The sequence below is a fragment of the Arsenicibacter sp. R0_47 genome (genome assembly GCF_057652235.1).
In genome coordinates this window covers 30,668-49,789 of the sequence record NZ_JBYFCJ010000040.1, presented here as the reverse complement: position 1 = coordinate 49,789, position 19,122 = coordinate 30,668, and the positions used below count along the sequence as shown (strand labels likewise).

27 protein-coding genes are annotated in these 19,122 nt (G+C 50.4%); 21 read left to right on the top strand and 6 right to left on the bottom strand.

What is annotated here, in order from left to right:
• Positions 1–141: 141 nt before the first annotated feature.
• Together AC23NW_RS33105 and AC23NW_RS33100 are read right to left on the bottom strand one after the other, a co-directional pair.
• Entirely contained in the window at positions 142–402 is a 261-nt protein-coding gene (locus tag AC23NW_RS33105) for an IS3 family transposase (RefSeq protein WP_487454934.1), read from the bottom strand.
• Between the two features lie 134 nt (positions 403–536).
• A complete protein-coding gene (locus tag AC23NW_RS33100; protein WP_487454933.1) occupies positions 537–836 on the bottom strand; it encodes a transposase in 300 nt (99 codons plus the stop codon).
• Positions 837–1,061: 225 nt separating this feature from the next.
• On the opposite strand from AC23NW_RS33100, the gene AC23NW_RS33095 reads away from it, so the two are divergent.
• From AC23NW_RS33095 to istB, 21 genes are all read left to right on the top strand, one after another.
• Complete coding sequence (locus AC23NW_RS33095) at positions 1,062–2,363, top strand: RNA-guided endonuclease InsQ/TnpB family protein (RefSeq protein ID WP_487454932.1); 1,302 nt, start codon at positions 1,062–1,064, stop codon at positions 2,361–2,363.
• Between the two features lie 149 nt (positions 2,364–2,512).
• Positions 2,513–2,905 carry a hypothetical protein gene (locus tag AC23NW_RS33090; RefSeq protein WP_487454931.1) on the top strand — a complete coding sequence of 131 codons (393 nt, stop codon included), beginning with the start codon at positions 2,513–2,515 and terminating at the stop codon, positions 2,903–2,905.
• Entirely contained in the window at positions 2,902–3,114 is a 213-nt protein-coding gene (locus tag AC23NW_RS33085; RefSeq protein ID WP_487454930.1) for a hypothetical protein, read from the top strand. The genes AC23NW_RS33090 and AC23NW_RS33085 overlap by 4 nt, the downstream gene beginning before the upstream one ends.
• Before the next feature lie 173 nt (positions 3,115–3,287).
• Positions 3,288–3,815, top strand: a complete 528-nt coding sequence (locus AC23NW_RS33080) for a hypothetical protein (RefSeq protein ID WP_487454929.1) — start codon at positions 3,288–3,290, stop codon at positions 3,813–3,815.
• 350 nt (positions 3,816–4,165) lie between these two features.
• Positions 4,166–4,954 (top strand): hypothetical protein, encoded by a 789-nt coding sequence (locus AC23NW_RS33075; RefSeq protein ID WP_487454928.1) that lies wholly within the window; start codon positions 4,166–4,168, stop codon positions 4,952–4,954.
• A gap of 213 nt (positions 4,955–5,167) precedes the next feature.
• Positions 5,168–5,518 (top strand): hypothetical protein, encoded by a 351-nt coding sequence (locus AC23NW_RS33070; RefSeq protein ID WP_487454927.1) that lies wholly within the window; start codon positions 5,168–5,170, stop codon positions 5,516–5,518.
• A 5-nt stretch (positions 5,519–5,523) separates the two neighbouring features.
• A complete protein-coding gene (locus tag AC23NW_RS33065) occupies positions 5,524–6,141 on the top strand; it encodes a hypothetical protein (RefSeq protein WP_487454926.1) in 618 nt (205 codons plus the stop codon).
• Positions 6,142–6,155: 14 nt separating this feature from the next.
• Positions 6,156–6,392, top strand: coding sequence for a hypothetical protein (locus AC23NW_RS33060; protein WP_487454925.1), 237 nt, complete (start codon positions 6,156–6,158; stop codon positions 6,390–6,392).
• 196 nt (positions 6,393–6,588) lie between these two features.
• Positions 6,589–7,248: a hypothetical protein gene (locus tag AC23NW_RS33055; RefSeq protein WP_487454924.1), complete on the top strand. Its 660-nt coding sequence runs from the start codon at positions 6,589–6,591 to the stop codon at positions 7,246–7,248.
• Between the two features lie 46 nt (positions 7,249–7,294).
• Positions 7,295–7,567 (top strand): hypothetical protein, encoded by a 273-nt coding sequence (locus AC23NW_RS33050; RefSeq protein WP_487454923.1) that lies wholly within the window; start codon positions 7,295–7,297, stop codon positions 7,565–7,567.
• 228 nt (positions 7,568–7,795) lie between these two features.
• The gene (locus AC23NW_RS33045) at positions 7,796–8,155 is read left to right on the top strand and encodes a hypothetical protein (RefSeq protein ID WP_487454922.1); all 360 of its coding nucleotides are present in this window, start codon (positions 7,796–7,798) and stop codon (positions 8,153–8,155) included.
• Entirely contained in the window at positions 8,155–8,484 is a 330-nt protein-coding gene (locus AC23NW_RS33040) for a hypothetical protein (protein WP_487454921.1), read from the top strand. The genes AC23NW_RS33045 and AC23NW_RS33040 overlap by 1 nt, the downstream gene beginning before the upstream one ends.
• On the top strand, positions 8,477–9,181 hold the full coding sequence (locus AC23NW_RS33035) for a hypothetical protein (RefSeq protein WP_487454920.1): 705 nt from the start codon (positions 8,477–8,479) through the stop codon (positions 9,179–9,181). The genes AC23NW_RS33040 and AC23NW_RS33035 overlap by 8 nt, the downstream gene beginning before the upstream one ends.
• A 323-nt stretch (positions 9,182–9,504) precedes the next feature.
• On the top strand, positions 9,505–9,648 hold the full coding sequence (locus tag AC23NW_RS33030; RefSeq protein WP_487454919.1) for a hypothetical protein: 144 nt from the start codon (positions 9,505–9,507) through the stop codon (positions 9,646–9,648).
• A 61-nt stretch (positions 9,649–9,709) separates the two neighbouring features.
• Positions 9,710–9,964, top strand: a complete 255-nt coding sequence (locus tag AC23NW_RS33025) for a hypothetical protein (RefSeq protein ID WP_487454918.1) — start codon at positions 9,710–9,712, stop codon at positions 9,962–9,964.
• A 118-nt stretch (positions 9,965–10,082) separates the two neighbouring features.
• Positions 10,083–10,523: a hypothetical protein gene (locus AC23NW_RS33020; protein ID WP_487454917.1), complete on the top strand. Its 441-nt coding sequence runs from the start codon at positions 10,083–10,085 to the stop codon at positions 10,521–10,523.
• A gap of 4 nt (positions 10,524–10,527) precedes the next feature.
• The gene (locus AC23NW_RS33015; RefSeq protein WP_487454916.1) at positions 10,528–10,887 is read left to right on the top strand and encodes a hypothetical protein; all 360 of its coding nucleotides are present in this window, start codon (positions 10,528–10,530) and stop codon (positions 10,885–10,887) included.
• A gap of 116 nt (positions 10,888–11,003) precedes the next feature.
• Complete coding sequence (locus AC23NW_RS33010) at positions 11,004–12,071, top strand: ArdC family protein (RefSeq protein WP_487454915.1); 1,068 nt, start codon at positions 11,004–11,006, stop codon at positions 12,069–12,071.
• Positions 12,072–13,520: 1,449 nt separating this feature from the next.
• On the top strand, positions 13,521–14,648 hold the full coding sequence (gene istA / locus AC23NW_RS33005; RefSeq protein WP_487454914.1) for an IS21 family transposase: 1,128 nt from the start codon (positions 13,521–13,523) through the stop codon (positions 14,646–14,648).
• Between the two features lie 100 nt (positions 14,649–14,748).
• Positions 14,749–15,066, top strand: a complete 318-nt coding sequence (locus tag AC23NW_RS33000; RefSeq protein WP_487454913.1) for a hypothetical protein — start codon at positions 14,749–14,751, stop codon at positions 15,064–15,066.
• Between the two features lie 18 nt (positions 15,067–15,084).
• Positions 15,085–15,834 (top strand): IS21-like element helper ATPase IstB, encoded by a 750-nt coding sequence (istB, locus tag AC23NW_RS32995; RefSeq protein WP_487454912.1) that lies wholly within the window; start codon positions 15,085–15,087, stop codon positions 15,832–15,834.
• Between the two features lie 285 nt (positions 15,835–16,119).
• Here the strand turns inward: istB and AC23NW_RS32990 are convergent, their stop codons facing one another.
• Genes AC23NW_RS32990 through AC23NW_RS32975 form a run of 4 tightly spaced genes read right to left on the bottom strand, consistent with a single transcriptional unit; the run spans position 16,120 to position 19,029 of the window.
• Positions 16,120–17,031 (bottom strand): hypothetical protein, encoded by a 912-nt coding sequence (locus tag AC23NW_RS32990; protein ID WP_487454911.1) that lies wholly within the window; start codon positions 17,029–17,031, stop codon positions 16,120–16,122.
• 4 nt (positions 17,032–17,035) lie between these two features.
• A complete protein-coding gene (locus AC23NW_RS32985; RefSeq protein ID WP_487454910.1) occupies positions 17,036–17,593 on the bottom strand; it encodes a hypothetical protein in 558 nt (185 codons plus the stop codon).
• A 13-nt stretch (positions 17,594–17,606) separates the two neighbouring features.
• Positions 17,607–18,176 carry a hypothetical protein gene (locus AC23NW_RS32980; protein ID WP_487454909.1) on the bottom strand — a complete coding sequence of 190 codons (570 nt, stop codon included), beginning with the start codon at positions 18,174–18,176 and terminating at the stop codon, positions 17,607–17,609.
• Positions 18,169–19,029 (bottom strand): AAA family ATPase, encoded by an 861-nt coding sequence (locus AC23NW_RS32975; RefSeq protein WP_487454908.1) that lies wholly within the window; start codon positions 19,027–19,029, stop codon positions 18,169–18,171. Before AC23NW_RS32975 ends, AC23NW_RS32980 begins: the two co-directional genes overlap by 8 nt.
• Positions 19,030–19,122: the final 93 nt, after the last annotated feature.

Genomic DNA, 19,122 nt, shown 5'->3' with positions numbered 1-19,122 from the left:
TGCTCTGCTTATGACACCCGCTTGGCAGCACCCAGCGAGCTTTGCAGCCCCCTTCACCCCAACTTCCCTGGTTGGGGCGGGCAGTATTACAACTGCCGGTCAAAAAATCAGCCAACGCAGTCTTCAAAAAAAACTGCGTCTTCATGGCGCACTAATGTCAGTGGACCAGACCTGATTAGGTTGGTTAATCACCACCCCACGCAGTAAATAGGGATAGACCTGATGGCCCTCAGCAGGCTTGGACAAATTGGGTTTTTGATATACGGCTTCCAGGCACATCAATCGCATTAATCGGTGTACACGCTTGATATTGACTGGATTATCCACCGTGCTAATCTCCTTCTGCATCCGACGCACTCCCATCTCAGGCCGGTCTGTGAACAACTTATCAATCCGTTCCATTAGGGCCAGATTCTGAGCTGACTCGCCCAAGGGCTGATAGTAATAACTTGAGCGGGGCAAGCCCAATAAGTGGCACTGCCGGGCGATACTGAGCTGTGAATTGGCTGGCTCAATAAGTCGGCGACGGTCGCCGATCAGCTCGTCCGTAATTTTTTTTTGAGATAGTCGTTTTCGACCTTGAGTTGACCGATCTGTTGAAACAAAGGGGCTTCGATTTGTTCGCGCTGTTCGGGCGAAAGTGCGGCTTTGCCCGTAGTCGTCTCGAAGAGGGAGGGTATGCCGTCGAGAGCCTGTCGTTTCCAGTCGGTGATCATCTGAGCGTGAATGCCAAACTCGCTGCTCAACTGAGCCAGAGTCTTGACTCCTTTGAGAGCTTCCAAGACCACTTTGGTCTTGAAGTGGGCATCGTGGATGCGTCGGAGGGGTGTTGCCATTGTTAGACATTTCGTAGTTGCAAGATAAGTTGTTTCAAGTTATCATTGCTGTCCAGTTTTTGGGGAACACCATAGATGAACCCCTGCCCCAATTCTGGTTTGTTACCAAACAGGGGTATCATAAATTATTAATGATAATATAGCCAAACGTACTCATTTATAGTCGTTTATGTCTTTTTTTTGTGACTCAAAAGAAGTATATTTACTTCTGTAAAAACGCCGAAATTGCGACTCGTTGAGCAACATATCATCCGACCTGGACACGATCACTACACCGAGATCGACCGCATCTGCTTTGCGGCCAAGAACCTCTATAATGCAGGGCTGTACACCATCCGGCAGGCCTTCTTTGCCGATGAGGCCCGATATATCAACTACATCCAGCTTCAAAAGCAGTTTCAAGACACCCATCAGTCTGATTACGAAGCCTTGCCCCGCAAGGTCAGCCAACAGGTTCTTCGCCTGCTTGACAAGAACTTCAAGTCGTTTTTTGAGGCCCACAAAGCCTACAAAAAAGACCCGTCCCGATTTCTGGAACGGCCCCGGATTCCCCGCTACAAAGACCCCGCCAAAGGCCGTAGTATCGCCCTTTACACCAATCAGACCTTTTCTAAGCAGGGACTAAAGGATGGCTGTCTTAAATTGTCGGGAACCTCATTGGTGATTCCGACGCGGGTGCCGCTAAGGAGCATCCAACAGGTTCGGTTGGCGGTCAAAGCGGCTTGCTACGTGGTCGAAGTGGTCTATACCGTTCCCGATACACCAGCTAAAGAAGACAACAACCGGGTAGCGGCCATCGACCCCGGTATTAACAATCTCGCCACCCTGACCACCAATACGGGCCAGGCTCCCCTGATCGTCAATGGCAGGCCATTGAAGTCGATTAACCAGTTCTACAACAAGAAACGCGCCCGCTTGCAGGCCGAGTTAACCCGACTGCCGGGAAAGACGCGCCACCAGTCTGTGCGACTGGAGCGGCTGACCCACAAGCGCAACCAGAAAGTCAGGAACTACCTCCACCATGCCAGCCGGTTCATTACGAATCAATTAGTTTCCTGGGGCATTACCACGCTCGTCGTAGGCAAAAACCCCCTCTGGAAACAAGACGTAAACATCGGCAGTAAGAACAATCAGGGGTTTGTGCAGATACCCCATGCTCAGCTTATTAAGCAGTTGAGCTACAAATGTCAACTGGAAGGAATAAACGTTATCGTTCAGGAGGAGAGTTACACGTCAAAGTGTAGCTTTCTGGATAACGAACACATCCAGAAGCACGAGCAGTACGCCGGCAAACGCATCCGGCGGGGTCTGTTCAAATCAAAAGATGGCACCCTTATCAATGCCGACGTAAACGGCAGCGCCAACATTTTACGCAAAGCATTTCCGAACGCCTTTACGGCCAACGGGACAGAGGGGATTGTAGTTTCCCCACGACGGATTACCCCCATTCGAGAGCAGCGTCCATTGCCCTCCAAGAGGCTAACCCCGCCGAAAAGAGAGAGCGTGACACATTGGTCTATATCTTAATAAACTATCATGTAGAGGCTGAAATCGTATCCGTCTATCAACAGGGCCACACCCGCTATGTCGGCACGGTCGAATCAGATTCCTCCAGGTTGGGCTATGCACCGCTTTCGAGCCTGAATACAGAGCAGCTATTAGACCTTTGCGCCGAAATGGTTAAACACGCTGCCGACAAAGAAACGCTGACACCTACCGTTCACCGGCTCCTTCAACTGTGGGAAAACCTACAAACCGATGTATTCCGGCTGATCAAGGAACAGGGGCCAACCAAACTGGTCGAAGACCCCGGCACCTACCTGACGCTCGATTCGGCCATCCGGGCGTTTGATGATCTGCCCAAAATGTGGTTCATTGACAACGTGTGTTTTCACGTTACGGGGGAAATACTCCAAACCGTTCTCGAAGGGGATACCCTTCAGTTGGATGTGCTCGATGAGAACGGAGAGAACCGACAGTTTCCCGTCGAGTTCATCACCCTCCCGGAAGCACTCGGGTTGCTGGCCGCAATGGAATCCAATGCCCAACGCTTGCCCGTTGCGGCATGAAACGAGGCAAACAGTCCGCTACGGTGGGGTTCGTGCAGGGATATGCCTGTTGCCTGGCTGCGCTGATCCGGATGGAGGGCGGGGTTACGGCCACGGTGCGGGAATTATTTAAAGCCGGCATTGGCTCGGTTGAGAACGCCGGACAGGCGGGAGTCGATGCCGCCGATCTGGAAACCCTTCAGGCCCACCAGACCAGCCTGGAAACCTGAACACTATTACGCTTCAGCAGGATGGATCACGAAACGGAAACTTTAACCAAGGGGAAAACGCGCTCCGGACGGCAAGAATCAACAGGGTATAAAAAGGTGTCCCCCTATCCATAGCCCGTAGAAAAGCTGACCTCATTTAGGTAACTTTAGGTAACCAATCCCCCCGAAAGCCCATGATTCATATTGTTATTCCGGCAGACATGAAAAAACCCCTTAAAGAGGTTTATCAGTCAACCGATTGGTTTACTTATCCCGCGTTTGGGGTGTATGGGGCCGTGACCACGCAGGGCGATACGGTGATGACGACCGCCGACGGCTTACCGTTTGTTGATCAACACGCCGGGCCACCGGAACCCGCGACGTTTCCCGCATCATCGGTTCGGGTGATTCCGTTGGAGCAATGGCAACCAATCGAACGTGACGAGGATCAACCGCATCCCGACGTTCCCTTTGATCTTTATTATAAGCATGTAGGCCGGTTTGTGGCGTGGTTACTCGGTATGCAGGAGCTTGAATTAGGGCCAGAAAAAATTGATGCCTGTCAGTTCTGTACCTATGCCCAGAACAAAGAAGCCATCGAAGCCGGGTTGGTGCCGCATCCATTGGGCGAACCCCGTACCGCCTGGAAAAAACAGATTCCCGTTCCGGAGTATGCCGAATTTATTGCCAATGGCCTTCGGGCTACCGGATGGTGTTATTAGATTGTTTGTCGGCCCCGTAACCACACGGGTCCGATCCTTATAAAAAGATAGTGCCGGTCGTTCGGTTATTTTTGTTGACAAACTACCGGAATGCCGCCCGTCCCTGACAGGCGGCATTTTTTTGGGCCGACGACGGCTGAAAAAATGGGAATCAAGGGGAATCAATAGCTGAATCAACCGGGATATAAAAGATCAATTTAAGGGTAAAAATACTGAAAATCAATAGGTTGCGCTTTTTTTAATTGAAAAATAGCGTACCTTTATACTGTCGGAAGGCAACACAGAACCAGCCCCACGACATCACAAACAAACCTCGGTAGCCGGTCCCGTCAGACCGGCACAAACAAACCATGAAAGCTTTACAATCTTTCTCGCTGTCCCTGTTCTTCATCCTGTTGGCCGGTCTTTCCTTCGCCCAGCCATCCACGCCAGCCCTTAAAAAGCCAGTCAGCAAAAGCGGCCCATCCCGCATCACCAAAACACCCGTTGCGGCCAACTATCGCCCTGCCAGCATGACAACCGGCACGACACTAGCCAAAGTGACCACCCCGGCCAGTAACACTACGGCCACCGCCAGTACTACTACCGCCACTACGACAACGACTACAGTAGCCAGCGCCCCCCCGACGCCACCAACACCCCCGACCGTAACCAGCGCGGTATCGGCCACCGGAGGAGCGTTTACCAAATCGCTCGAAAAGCTTATGAAACGAACCGCCATCACCGGCATTCTCTTTATCGGTAAAGGAATCGGCTATGGCCTTTCCTTTACCCCTGAGAAAGATTTCGACGGAATGGCCATAGGCAGAAACACGTATACCATTCTGTATCTGTCCCGTTCCAACGGCGATGGTGAAGGAAAAAGCCCGACCCTGTTTTTAGGTGCCGCCCGTCAAATCAAAATCTTACCGTTTGCCGTCGGCCTGAACACCGTTGTTGCCATGCAACCCTATTACGTGCCTAAAGTGGCCGGTAACTTTTCAGGGAGTTATTCCTCCTATTTCGAGTATGATACCAAGTACAAACTAAAGGCTGGTATCGGTGTCCATGCCTTCATTCAGGCAGCACCCAAAATAAAGGCAATCGTTTCGGCCAATACCAATACCGGCATTGGGTTTGGTGTAAGCTATTCGCTCTAACCCCCTACCCCCTTCCGAAGCCCTGCCAACGCAGGGCTTCGGAAAAAATAGATGAATCAAGGGGAAAATCAGTCAACGTATATATGGCTGCGTTCAGTAGACATTGAATCCTTGAATCAAGAGGGTCAATAAAGGTTTGTGTGGTCGTTTCTCCCATTGCCCACCCCCCGCTAAAGCGGTATCTTTAAGTAAGAAATCAATCACAAGCCGAGCATGGAAACGCCAGCAACAACCGCCCCCAGAACCGAAATGGTCCACATCATCAAAGAAATGTATCTGCTCATTAAAGGCAGAGGGATTTCGGGATTTATGATGATGGGTGCCAGACATATCGTATACGATAATGAGCGGTTCATGCTTCAATGGCAAATGGGCGAGGGGGCCAGCGTCGATACGGTTCAGTTTTTCTATGATGAAGGCTTAGACCTCTACCGGTTGCGGTTTATCAAATACGCCAATTGGGAGCGTACCCTTTTGACGGTGGATAAAACGTTTGAATGCGTCTATGTCGAGGATGTACGCGCATTGATTGAGCGGGAAACCGGTTTTTACCTTTCGTTTTAACTGCCATGTGCATTCAATCGCGCCCCGTCACTCTTTCGCCGTTCGTCTTTGCACCCACGGCCGAGGCTGCGGAAATCGCCCGGTTTCCGTTTGCCGATTTCGCCCCCCGTTCTGCCGATCAATTCATCTGCCGGAACGCCTATTTAGCGCCGATCTACGCGTTTTACTGTTCCCCGACCCAGCCTAAAAGCAGCCGCCTGGTTCCCTTTAGCGGAACGGTAGCGGACCAGACAATTCCCCCCGTTGGCACATGGATGATCGACCATGTACCGACCATCCACGGCAGAGAGATTGCCGTTTTATGCCGGTTGCCTATTGCGGCCCTTCGTTTTACCGAAGTGGACAGCAACGGCCAGTTAGACCCCACCAAACGCGCCGACGTGCCCCGGTACGCCGATTGGATCAAAGAAGGCAAACGCGCCATTCCGATTCAGGTTGTCGTCACGGCCAAAGGAGGCCTAAACGTCGTAGACGGTCATCGGCGATGCTTTGCCCATCTGCTGGCGGGTGTCGATACCATTGAGGCATGGGTCTGGCCGTCAATGCCCCACCCCGAAGGACTTCAGGAAAACGGCAATGGTCCCATTATGTCCGTTGGTCTCACCTTTGAACACTTACCCTAAATTGCAGTACTGCCATGATAGAGACGATTTTAGAACTCATTAAAACGCAAACGGGTCTTGCGCTGACCCTCTGCGATTACTTTACCGGCATTCACGCGCTCGGAGAAGCCCACTATTTTAACGTTGTGCTAAACGAGCGGGTAAGCGAGTCCACCGAATTCCAGACCCTGCAACGGTTCGCCAACACCTATTCACTGATCCGCGTGGAGCCGAACGGCCTGCACCGGGTCGCGATCTTTTTCAAACCCTGACTATTTCCGGCACCAGCCGGGAAATAGGGAATCAAGGGGAACAAGTCTGCTCGTTCTATCATAAGGATATATTCATAAAGTGTATCAAAAAAGAAATCAAAAGGGATGTAAAAGATTGATATACAGATAATTGCTATTTCTCATAAAGCCCATTAGCCGTATCTTTGACTAAGAAATCACAGAAACACAAACGGCCATGACGACCTTCACCAAGACCACCGCTACCGATTACTTAGAAACCATTCACATGGCTTCGAATGATATAAGCGCTTGTGTGGGACAGGAAATTAAGGGCGTTCTATTAGCCAATCACCTGTATATCTTATGGTGCCTGTATGATATGCTGGATACCCCCAGCGAGTACAAAGTCCGCAAAGGGGCCGAACCCCTTGTAGATAAAATGAAGGCCCAACTGGCCCATCTGTTCAAGCAGTACGACACACGCCTACAGGCTGTAGGCATTCAAAATATGGTAGCCCATATGTTACATCCGACCGCCACAGGCGTTGGTACGCCAGCCCCCAAAATGCCCCTCGGCCAGACGACCAGAACTGTACCGTTTTTTGTCAATGGTAACCCGCATCCCGTTCAGGATGCCGCCGTTTGGGGCCTGACCACCGAAGGCAAATATTACGATGTGGTGCTGAACTACGCCGATGGTTCCACCCGAACCCTCACCAGTTCGCAAGAAATAACCATCTGCTTATCCGACGACGTTTTTGGAGAGGGCTATGTTTCGATTGAATTCTATGGGGGCGCTAACTCCATAGAGGTGCCGTTTCGAAGATTGATGTCCCTTCACATGACCGAAGTGCCTCCGACCATAGCCGCATGGCTTTCAGTGGATTTCGATTAATTTAGTGTGTTCACATGGCACCGGTTCCGTTAAGCCGGTTAAAGGTATGGCGCAGCTTTCAGCCAACGAAAATGAACTCATCCGGGCCTATGTTGCCAAGCTGATGTCACCCGAACAGGAGGCCGCTTTTCTGGCTCTCGTTCGACAGAAACCCGATCTACAGACGGAGTTGGAAAAACGCCAACAGATGTACTACAAAGCGTTGTTTGCCGAAATAAACCAGCCACCAGTTACCCACGCCGGAAGACCTGCCCACCCGTTTCACCACTGGCTGAACAAGCTGAAAACCGTTGTCGCTCGGTTCATCAAGCCCCACTGATCCCGTAACAGGAGCCAATGCGTCAGCATCGGTTCCTGCGGAGAAAAGAGGAATCAAGGGGATGAAAAATAACCGCAACAGCGGACCTAATCAAGCGGGCAAATAAAGGTCGGCATACACCTGAAGGGCGTTGCCCCAGCCACGCTAAAGCCGTATCTTAGTAATAGAAAACAGCGGCATTGATGCCGCCCGATCCCCGGTCCCGGATGCCGTATCGTCCGACCTCTTATGCGAACTTCCCAGGCATCCCTGAAACGTAAAATTGCCGGAGCCGCCATCCTTGGCCTACAGGTTATTCAGGCGTATAAAATCGAGCCGATTGGCTGTCTCAATGCTCAGTACTTTCAGGGTGCTACTGCCATTGGAACAGGCTATGATGAGGTGGTCGTCGGTAGTGGCGATACACTGATTGAAGCGTATGAGCAGGCGGTAGCTCTACTGAGCGACCTCGATATTGATACCGCCTATTTGCCCTCCAAGCCCCAACACATCAACGCCGATCCGATGAGTCGGGAGCAAGCCGATGCCGGCGATTTTTCGTTTTTTGTTCGTATACTCTATACCCTCAGCACAACCAAACGGAATTGATGAATACGCTTTGCCTTTCACCCGATGCCACCACGGCCACGCTTCACCTTCTAAACGGGGAGCCGGTCACGGTAGATCTTCGTAAACCTGCCTATACGCAGGACCTTATTGGCCACGAGGATGATAAATTCTATGTCGTTGATCAGGGTGTGCGGTTTCCGCAATTCGCTTCGGTTGAACTGAATTTGTGGGAGGAAGATGGCATCTACACCGCTATAGCTTACTGCTTTAATGATGATATAGAAACACGGCACGACGTATCCCTTACCGACCGCGAAATGTACCTGACTGTTACCCACGAAGCCCTGACATTTTCCGACCATGATTGACCAGCTCAAAGACCCCGCCAATCAGTTCTATTTAGTTGCGCCAGACCTACAGGGAAAGGCCCTGATCCATAACCTGATCCTCAACACAATTCGCCTGGGCGGGTTTAACTGCCTTGTCCTGTTCGACAACCAGACCCAGAACAGCCCCGGGCACGATACCTATATTGTGGGGCTGGTAAAGCAGCTTTTCCCTGACGCTGATGCGTTTTCTTCCGCCGAGGAGGCTCTGAATGCGTTTAACGCGTTTTGCGCTCAGGAGGACTTTTCGGCCTCGTACCGGGTCGTTCGTTATGCCACCGGCTTTATCTTTACCAACGATACCACCAAAGCACTGGTGTATCTGCTGATGGTCTTCGACCGCCAATTGCAGCCGGGTGTATTCTTTCCCTACCGTGAGTTTCTGAAAATACCGCAGGATGCGCTGTTAAAGACCCTCGCCCGAAACGCCCCGTTAGCCCGACCCGTTGCGGAATCCCTTGTCCAGGATATTTCGCTTTCATGGGAGGAAATGATAACCCGGTTCCCCGATGGTTATGGCGGGTATGACTGGGCGGCATACCAACAGTGGGTAATTGCTCAGATGGACGAAGGGGCTTTTTACTATGCCCGGGAAAAGCACAATTTCTTCCCCTGGCAGGCATATAGTACCTGTGCCCTGTCGGGCCGGACAAAGCTCATTATGGATAACCTTTCCTGACGTTCGTTCCCAGCGGGTCTTAGGGCCTGCCGGGATCGGAAAAGATGGAATCAAGGGGAAACAAAAATGATCAATAACGGAAGATTCTTCCACTATGCCTGGTCAGGAAGGCACACCTATCTATGAAAACGAATAACGGAAGATTCTTCCGTTATCATCGACGGTCCCCCACTACGGTTCGGTGAAGCATGATGATGAATGGAATCAATCGGGCAATAAAAGATTGATAGTCAGGGCTTTGCTGTTGCAGGGAGAGCGAAAAGCCGCTATCTTTATACCAAGCAATCAGAAACACAACCGCTTATACGTAAACAGTATTCGTCATGAAAACGTCAAAAAACCTCCAGTATGAAGATTCAGTAAACGGCAAACAGGTATTCTTCAACCCAAAAAAAGGGCGCTTAGTGACGCTTGGCCGGGATAAGAGCAACCGCCCCCAGCGTGGTAACAAACCCTATTACGCTTAATCGCTTACCATCTGTTTAAAAACCAAATCTGTCTGAGGGGTACGTTAACCCCTCCCCTCGTATGTTTCACCTGATTCCGGCCCTCGTTTCGATCTTTGTGATCATTCGCGTCAACATGGAAGCCGCCGTAAACGGTAAATACATTCATGCCGGTATAATCACTGCAATTTTGCTCCTCCTGATCCTGTCTATCGCAATGGATTATGCAAAGGGCGAAGTAAGGAAAGCTTTACAAAAAAAGGAGAAGGAGGAGGCCAATAAGCCCGTTACGCCAGCGATTGCCCAGAACACCCCACGCAATACCCCGCGTCCCTGAAACGAATATGGAGCCACCTTCGATGGTGGCTCCAACCGCATATCCCCATTGAATCAAGGGTAAAAAAATAAAACGACCGGTTCGGCGCTCCTACGCTTAGACGGTCCCCCGCTAGACCATGAACCCAAACCACTCGATTGCCCCCACCGTCGTCGGTCCTATCCAAAAGACGCTGACAGTGATGCTACTGATAAGCGTTGCCGCCTGCTTATACCGAATCGGTTTTCTCGACAGCATGGATGGTATTATCTGTATGCTGCTGGTAGATACACTTGGCGTAATCGCCATTATGCTGCTGAAACAGAAATTAATCCGGTTGGCCCGTTTTGTGTATCAGGAATACCGGTTCTTTGTCGAGGTACGATGGTATGGAACCTCGCTGATGTTCTTGCTTCATTCGGTCTGTTTGTTGCTGATCGCCTGCGTGATCTCCCTGGACCATCCGATGTATTACCCCCTCTTCGGGGTAGCGATTGCGGCCCTCGCTCTGAGTTGCCTCCTAACTCCATCCCAGTTGCGCGGATGCCTCCGGCGTCTGTTCCGCTGGCTTTATTCCTGATCCAATGCAACACCTATCCAATCCCGCCCCTAAGACCTGTGTCGTTCTGCATCAGGGTTATTGGAATTCGGTTCTCCAGTACAAACACAACTACATAACCTATCCCGAACAGGGCTATACCCTGACAGACCTGCTTTCTGGGATTGCCTTTGAAGAACCCATCATTACTGAGTCCCCCTTTATTATTTCAAACTATCCGCAGGAATCCGTTTGGATTTTTCGGGACGGTCAATGGGTCAACCCACGCATTCAAACCTATGGCGCGTCATTCAACCTGATCCTGTCGTCTATTTTGCTTCATTCGGGTACGATTTGTAATCCGGATTCGAGGGTAAAAATAGCCCAGCTCTATACGTCCGGATAAGGCGGTGAAAAGAGAATCAAAAGGGATATAAAAGACTGTTATACAGTTAGTTAGCATTTCACATGAAACATATAAGCCGTATCTTTGACTAAGAAATCACAGAAACACGAACGGCCATGACAACGACAAAAAAAGGAACCGCCAGCAAAAAAAATAACAAAGCCACGGTACGGACCAGCAAAGCACAGAAGACCCAGAAAGCAGGCGAAAGCCCTGAAAACGCTGTTGGCCGGGCCGATCTACATACGGAGGTAACCGCCCAGATTTTGGCCGCTCTGGAAAAAGGGGTTTTGCCTTGGAACCGTTGCTACGGGATCAAAGAAGACGGAACCCGTGAGTTCCCTACCAACTATAAAACAGGGGCCGAATATACGGGGATCAATTATCTGCTGCTTTCCCTGACTGAGTTTGAACGCCCTTACTTTATGACCTTCAAACAGGCCGAGGCTTTAGGCGGACGCGTAAAAAAAGGAGCAACCGGTATCCGGCTCGTTTATGCGTCCGATCATTCCGTCAAAAAAGAAGAAGACGGAACCCTGACGTATATAGCATACAGTTATTCATTCCTTAAAAAATTCTATGTCTTTAATATCTGCGACATTGAAGGCATCGACTTTGAGTTGCCAGCCCTCAAAAAGATCGTGGATTCAGCCCCCGAGGAACTACTTAACAATGCCGATACCCTTATGAACGGGTGGAGCGATTGCCCCGAGATCGTTACCGGCCTAAAGCCCTACTATCTGACCGACGAGGATAAAATTGTCATGCCAGCCGTTGACACCTTCCTTACACGGGCCAACTACATTAAAACACGGTTCCACGAAGCCGCCCATGCGACCGGAGCCGCCAAGCGCCTGAACCGGAAAGGTATTGTCGATAAACCGAAATTCGGCACCACTTTGTATGGTTTTGAAGAATTGATTGCCGAACAGGCTGCGGCTATTCTTTGCCAGCACTGCGGTATTAACACGGATGAAAATGGTATCTTTGATAACTCTGTTCAATACCTGAATGCTTGGATTCAAACCATTCGGGCCGATAAATATGCCATCATTAAATCCGCTTCAGCCGCTACAAAAGCCGTTAACCTGATCTTAGGCCGTTCAACCGCCTATCAGGACTTTCCCGCACAGGAAACCAACGCCCAGCCCCAACAGGTAGAAGCGACAGCCATCACCGCCTAACCCATTCCCCTTTTCCGTCGCCGACGGACTAAGGGAATAAGAAGAATCAAGGGGAGAATAGGAGATTTTTTTAGGCAGCATTTTACATTAAACAATTAATAGCCCTTTTAAACTTCACCCAGACGGGTGAAGTTTAAAACCACACATGCGCTATTGCCTTGCAGGCAGGCACGGCACTGCCGGTCGCCTGCTGACGGATTTTATCTTTATACCTCCGGTGGAGGTGCAGCGGTCGCTATACTCCCTATATACGGCATAGCTTAAGTGGCCGCATACGGCCCCGCTGTTCCACAGCGTTTCTCACGGCATGGCCTGACAGGCGACTGTCGTCGGCTCCTTCCAGGAGCACCTACCGCTACCGCTTAACGGCTCTGGCCCGTTAGTGGCTGGCGCAGGCCACATAACGGCCTGTCTTGCCTGTCTATATGCACACTCCCTACCGAGTTTATACGGAACGCTGCCCCAAACCCAGTTCCAGTCATCAACCAGCATACCGAAGCATAAGTACACTTGTCCGGAACAGACCCGAAGCGGAGGAGGCGCCTTCTGGTGCCCGAGGGGATTATCAGCCAGAGTGCCAGCTATGATCCCGTATGCCGATGGGTCGCCAAATCAGACCCAAAGCGGTGTACCCCATTCATTGGGTTCCTTTCGGACGAGAGGGGACCGAAGCGAGTATCCATGTAAAGCGGATTCCCTGCCGGTTCCTGGATAGCGAGAGCGTAACCCCCAATTGGGAGTGTGCCGGAATGGTGCCTCGTTGCCGACGATCAGGGAGATTCGTAGCCAAGCCAGACTGTTGTTCATGGGAGCCGGAGCGGTGGTAGCGTAGCCTGGTCCATGACCGTTGCCGATCCAGTGATGAAAGGCTAACCCGTAGCTACAGACGATGCAGGTGGTAGTCGATACAGAAAGTCCATGAGCTGGCAGGAGGATACTGAGGGTTCATCCCCATCGGGTTGCCAGTCCGGAGCAATTTCTCCTTCGTGATTCGCGGTAGGTGAAGGGTTCCATTGGATGACCCGAACAATACGAATCAACCGGGCAATAAAAGATTGATATACAGGCATATCCTATTTTATACTTTTGTCGTTCATCGTATCTTTATACCATCAGATCGGCGGCAATAGGCCGTTCTCCTATAAGCCTGCCCGGGGCGTAATCCGGGTATCGTCATCATGGGAAAGCCCTTCACATTCGCTGGTTTAATTGCAAATGGTTACATGGTTGGATTTTCTGTAGCGGAGGGCAACAACCAACTCGTTACCCTCTTTAACTGAATAGGCCGATATAAACTGAGCCATGTGCGCCGATTTAAACAGAGCCACCCATACCGATGGAAAGTGAGCCATCTGTGGATAAGTGGATTGGTGAAGCGTGAATTTCTTTCTTTGTTCCGACAGTCATTAACCACTGTCCGGGAAAAAGATGGCCAATACTCGAATCGCTATGTTCCAAATCCGTCGACTCATCGAACTGCGTTTACAAGGGGTTTCCAAACGCAATCTGGCGCGATTGCTGGCCATGTCCCGCAATACTGTCCAGCAATATCTGACACAATTAGAAGCCCATTTCCCGGACTTAGCAAGCTTGCTTGACTGGGATGATGCTCAGTTAAACCGCTTGTTAACCACACCGGTGCCTGCCGTCAGCAGGCATCCTGAACTCATCGGCCTGTTTCCATCCTACGAACAGGAACTGGCTCGGCCGGGTGTCACCCGCCAGCAGCTCTGGCTGGAATACCGACAGCAATACCCCCAGGGCGTCCGCTATTCCCAATTCAATAATCTACTGCGTGCCTGGCAAGGCAGTCAGAAAGTGGTCATGCATTTAGAGCACAAAGCGGGAGAACAGCTATTTATCGACTTTGCGGGAGATAAACTGGAGCTGACTGACACTGCTAATGGTCAAAAACGAACGGTTGATGTGTTTGTAGCTATCTTACCTTGTTCGCAACTGACCTATGTGCAGGCAGTTGATAGTCAACGGCAGGATGATTTTATCCATGCCTTACAGAGCTGTCTTCAGACACTAGGCGGTGTACCACAGGCCATTGTGCCCGACAACCTCAAAGCGGCTGTTACCCGGGCGGATCGTTATGAACCCACCATTAATCAGACACTACAGGACTTTGCCTCTCATTATCAGACAGTAATTTTTCCGGCCAGGGCCCGTAAACCCCGGGATAAAGCCTTGGTAGAGAATGCGGTCCGGCTCATCTACCAACGCGTTTATGCTCCCCTGCGGAACCAGAACTTTTATAGTCTATCGAGTCTTAATGAGGCTATTGCTCAGTTGGTAGACCAGCACAACCGCACCCCATTGCAGGCAAAAGGATATAGCCGTCAGCAACGCTTTGAACAAGTAGAAAAGGAGCTGTTGGCAGGCTTACCCACTCAGGCCTATGAGTTACGGCATTATGCCCAGGCTAAAGTCAACCAAAACGGGCATGTGCAGTTGGTGGCTGATAAGCACTTTTACTCGGTGCCTTACCAGCTGATAGGCAAAGTGCTCAAACTGATTTATAGTCAGCAGACCGTCGAGCTTTATGGCACCGGCCACCCGGCACCACTATGAGCGGGTAGCTGTTCACCAGCGACAGCCTACCCCCGGTCAATACACGACCCTGCGAGAGCATTTACATCCCCACCATCAGTGGCTTAACCAACACTCGCCGTTGTTCTTTTGCGAACAAGCCAGCCAGATTGGCCCTTTCACACGCCAGCTGGTTGAGCAACTACTGGCTACGCACAGCTACGCCCCACAGGCTTATCGCTCATGCAGCGGTATCTTGTCGCTGGCCAAAAAGTATGGTAAAGAGCGACTGGAACGCGCCTGTCAGCGTGCCTTGCACTTTCAAGCTACCAATTATCGCTTTGTACGAACGATCCTGGAGCGGGATATGGATCGGCTGGAGCTGGATGGTCAATCCACAACCATAGCCCAAGCCGTCTCGACGCATGAAAACATCCGGGGTGCAAAAGCGTATCAATAATCTATAAATCAACTAAATATGAATAATCAAGCAACCTTAACGGCCATGCGTAAACTCAGTCTCTGGGGCATGGCCCAACACTTTGAAAGCCTGCTGCGGCTACCCCTGGATCACCACCCCACGACCGACATGGTAGTGGCTCAACTGGTGCAGGCCGAAGACGCCAGTCGTCAGCATCGTAAAACGCAGCGGGCCATCCGGGAAGCCCGCTTCCGCTATCAAGCCGCCATTGAGGAAATCCACTATCTACCGGATCGCAATCTGGATAAAAATCAGCTACTGCGACTAGCCGACCTGTCGTTCATTAATCGGGCAGAAAACCTGCTCATCACGGGTGCTACCGGTTGTGGCAAGAGCTTTTTAGCCTCGGCCTTTGGCTATCAGGCTTGCCAGATGGGCCTCCGCGTAGCTTACTTCTCCCTACCGAAGCTGTTCCAGAAGTTACACCTGGCACAGGGTGATGGATCGTATGTGAAAGAGATGACCAAACTAGAGAAACAGCAGTTGCTGATCCTGGATGATTGGGGCTTACAAAGCCTCTCATTGGCAGAACGACTAACGCTGATGCAGATCATGGAGGATCGTCATGGCCGGAGTAGTACGATCATTACCTCTCAACTACCCGTCAGTACCTGGCACGACTATCTGGCCGATGCAACATTGGCGGATGCGTTACTGGATAGGCTGGTACATCAGGCACATCGGATCGAGCTGAAAGGAGAATCCATGAGAAAACGGATGAAAGGGGAAGAAAAAAACAGACAATAACTACCTTTGTAACGCTTCACGACTACTTATCCACAGGTGGCTCACTTTCCATCGGTACACCTGGCTCACTATCATCGGTCTACACATTTAACCCCGTTTCCGGAGATATTCAGGAAGTGATTACGACCACCCAGGAAGCACAACCGTATCTGGATTAGTCAGCAGGGTTTTCCCCCGTTTATCAGGCTCACTACTGCGCCAGGTAAACGAAAAAAATGAATCAAGGGGAAACGAAAAAAGGATCAGTTTCCCGACCCTTACCTGTACTATCTTTATGCCTATTCATCACGAAGCAGTCATAAATTCCTCAATCTCCTCTCCGCTGTTTAAAAAGATGGTTTGGGCACGGTACGTCCCGGTTACTACCTCTGGGTTCTGCTTCTGGAACGTCGTTAGCAACAGATTCCTTTCTGATTCCTCCAGATCACGCTTATCCAGTTGACGTATGAATTCAACCCCAACATCCCCGTCCTCTTTATCTTCCAGGATGATCTTTACCCGCTCCATGATTTCCTCGTAGATTTCAAACGTAGCTGTACTCGTTAAGAACGCCTTCATCGCTCCATTCCGCTTAAGAGCAAGGTTCTCACCGGGTCCCAGATTCGCCGGATCAAGGTCCGGATTCGCCGATACAGAGGGCGTCACAACCACATCCTGCACAAAGAACAGGTCGAATACGGAGGTCTCCTCTGAGTCCCGCATATACGTATTCCCTAAACTATCCTCATACCGCAATCTGGACAGCGAGGCTGCGATTTCCTCCGCATTCAGTTTCTCCGCATTGCGTGGGTCGTTAACCAGGCCAGCCGCTTCGGTCTCCAGTTTCTCCGCTTCCGCTTCCGCCGCCAGTACCTGAGCCTTGGCACCGTCTGGATCTGAAGGTTCTAAAGGGGGCGGCGTTTGAGGGGTATCACCCGACCCCTCTCCACGCTGCCCTTTAGACGGACCCTTGCCTCCCTTTGGAAAGCCAGGTATCGAATAATCCACAAACAGCTCCTCGGCAACCAGACGTGACTTCATGATCTCAGGGGGGGCGATCTTGACATGGTGGGGTACGGTAGGTATGAACAACGTCCCCCCCCGAACCTTGGGTGGCTCTAACGATACCGGCTCTTCTTTCGTCGTTCGGGCCAGCATCACAAAAATGACCCCGATCAGCAGGCAAACACTCAGGATAATGTATAGACTCAGTGACATGGCGCTACTTTGTTTTCAGTTTTTCCAATAGTCGTTCTTCCACGTTCTTTTGTAGCAGATTGTCGGTTAAGTAGACTTCTAACAGATAACTGCAAATTCTAATGGTACTCACTTTGAATCGGCGCTTAAGGACTTTCATTCCAGTCTGCTGTATCCCATTAACAACCTTGTCAAGCTTTGACCATTTAGAAACCGTGAGTAATAGTTTAACATCTGCTCCGATTACTGCGGAAGCGTCAACACCGGCAGCGTTATCGGCATTGTCTTTCAATCGACCCTTTTCAATCAAACCCTCACCTAATTTTCGCTGTAGTTCTCCATCCGCGAGTAAACAGTCAAATAGTGCATGGCAGATACTCGTGATGCCAATTCTCGCCCGGTGTTTATGTATTCGAACGCCTTTGAGCATAACCTCTTTTGAAAGCGTATCTATACGACTCCACTCATCCAGGCCCAATACTACTTTTAACTTGATCTGAATTCTATCTCCATCCGAATGCACTGGTCTTGCCGAACGGACTGATCCCTGCGGGCGTATCGAATCTTTCATTCCTTCAGTCATTGTGTTTATCCCGTTAGTCATTACCCTCATGTACAAGTGTGTTAATCATCTCATTTTTCACTTCAGTACGAAATTTCTCGCTCTGTAACATTTTGTTAAACAGCGCCTGAGCTAAGGTCTGCAACCCAATCAGTTGTTTCCGCCGACTGTTTTTTCGAATTTCAAAACGGATTGACAGGCATAACGCTTCCAGCTTTTCTGCTTCCTCGGGCAACAACTGAACCTTTAGATTATAAATATACTCTCCTGATGAGGACACTGGCTCAGGGGCCTTAGACGCTTGCTTATTCTTATCTCGTTTAGATTTTGGATTGGCCGAGGGGCCTTCTGGTTTTTCAACCACGGGGGATGAGGAATCTACGTTTTCCCCTGTAGCCTTCTGATTTGAAGTTCCGATGGCCGGCGAATCGTTCGTGTCCAAATCACCAAGAAGTAATTGCCGACCCGATTCCAATTCCGGATCAACTACCCCTTCAATTGCATTCAGCGTCCGGGCCATCCCTTGTTCGAGCAGCGGCCTTCTCAATAGTTTGATTGGACTCGGCTTCCCACTGCCCCTTGCCCCTTTCTCATCGTTAGCCATTCGCTTTCTCGTCTAAAATTTCCTGAATCACCTCCACCGATTCGTTGATGAACTCCTTCACCCGTACCAGATATTCCCGCTCCTGCGTCCGGGCCTGCGTGGTCCCCGCATTCTTCAAAACCGACAAGTCCTTTTCCTCCAGCGCGGCAAAGGGCGAACTATACGTGGTATTTAGCTTCTTCGGGCCAAAACCAGTTTCCGCATCGTAAAGACGCGTGTTAAAAAACGAAACATTTACTCCCTCCAGATAGGGGGCCAGAAACCGCTCCGCTTCATCACATTTAGGACCCGAAAAAACTTTTACTTTGTTCCAGAACGCGCGGACTCGAAGCCGGTCCGGCAATTCACCTTTTCGCATCTGTTCCGCCAGAAACGCTGCGTATTCCAGGGATGATTCGAGTTCATAATTCTTTGAGCCGAACGGGATCAATAAAAGGTCAAATTTGTTCAGCAGGGAACCATACTGGCTTTCCATCTTCGCTCCCATATCAACGAAGATTACATCATAGGCCAACTTATTAAATGCCGCCCGACTAACCATTTCAGGTGTCGCACGTTCGACGGTAAATAGATCGTTTACCCCAATTCCTTTTTCCAGATTGGATTTGATCCGGTTTAGTTGATATGTTTCGATCTGACCCAACTCCCCCTTCTCATAGCTGGAAAGCGCTTCTGTATAGTCCGTCAACTCAGTCTGACGAGTGGAGAAGATTGTGTTCTGGGTCGTATCAACGTCCAGCACCAGAACCCGTAGACCGGCTTCGTAAGCGATTGCAGAGGCTAAGAGAACCGTAATTGTGGTCTTGCCGACACCACCTTTATTATTGTGTACGGCGCAAACTACCTGACTCATAGGCTTGACTTTTTGTTTATGTTAATTCAAAAGATAAAACAAATATTTTATCCTGACAACTGCAACATTTCTCTAATATATCTTCACTCAGCC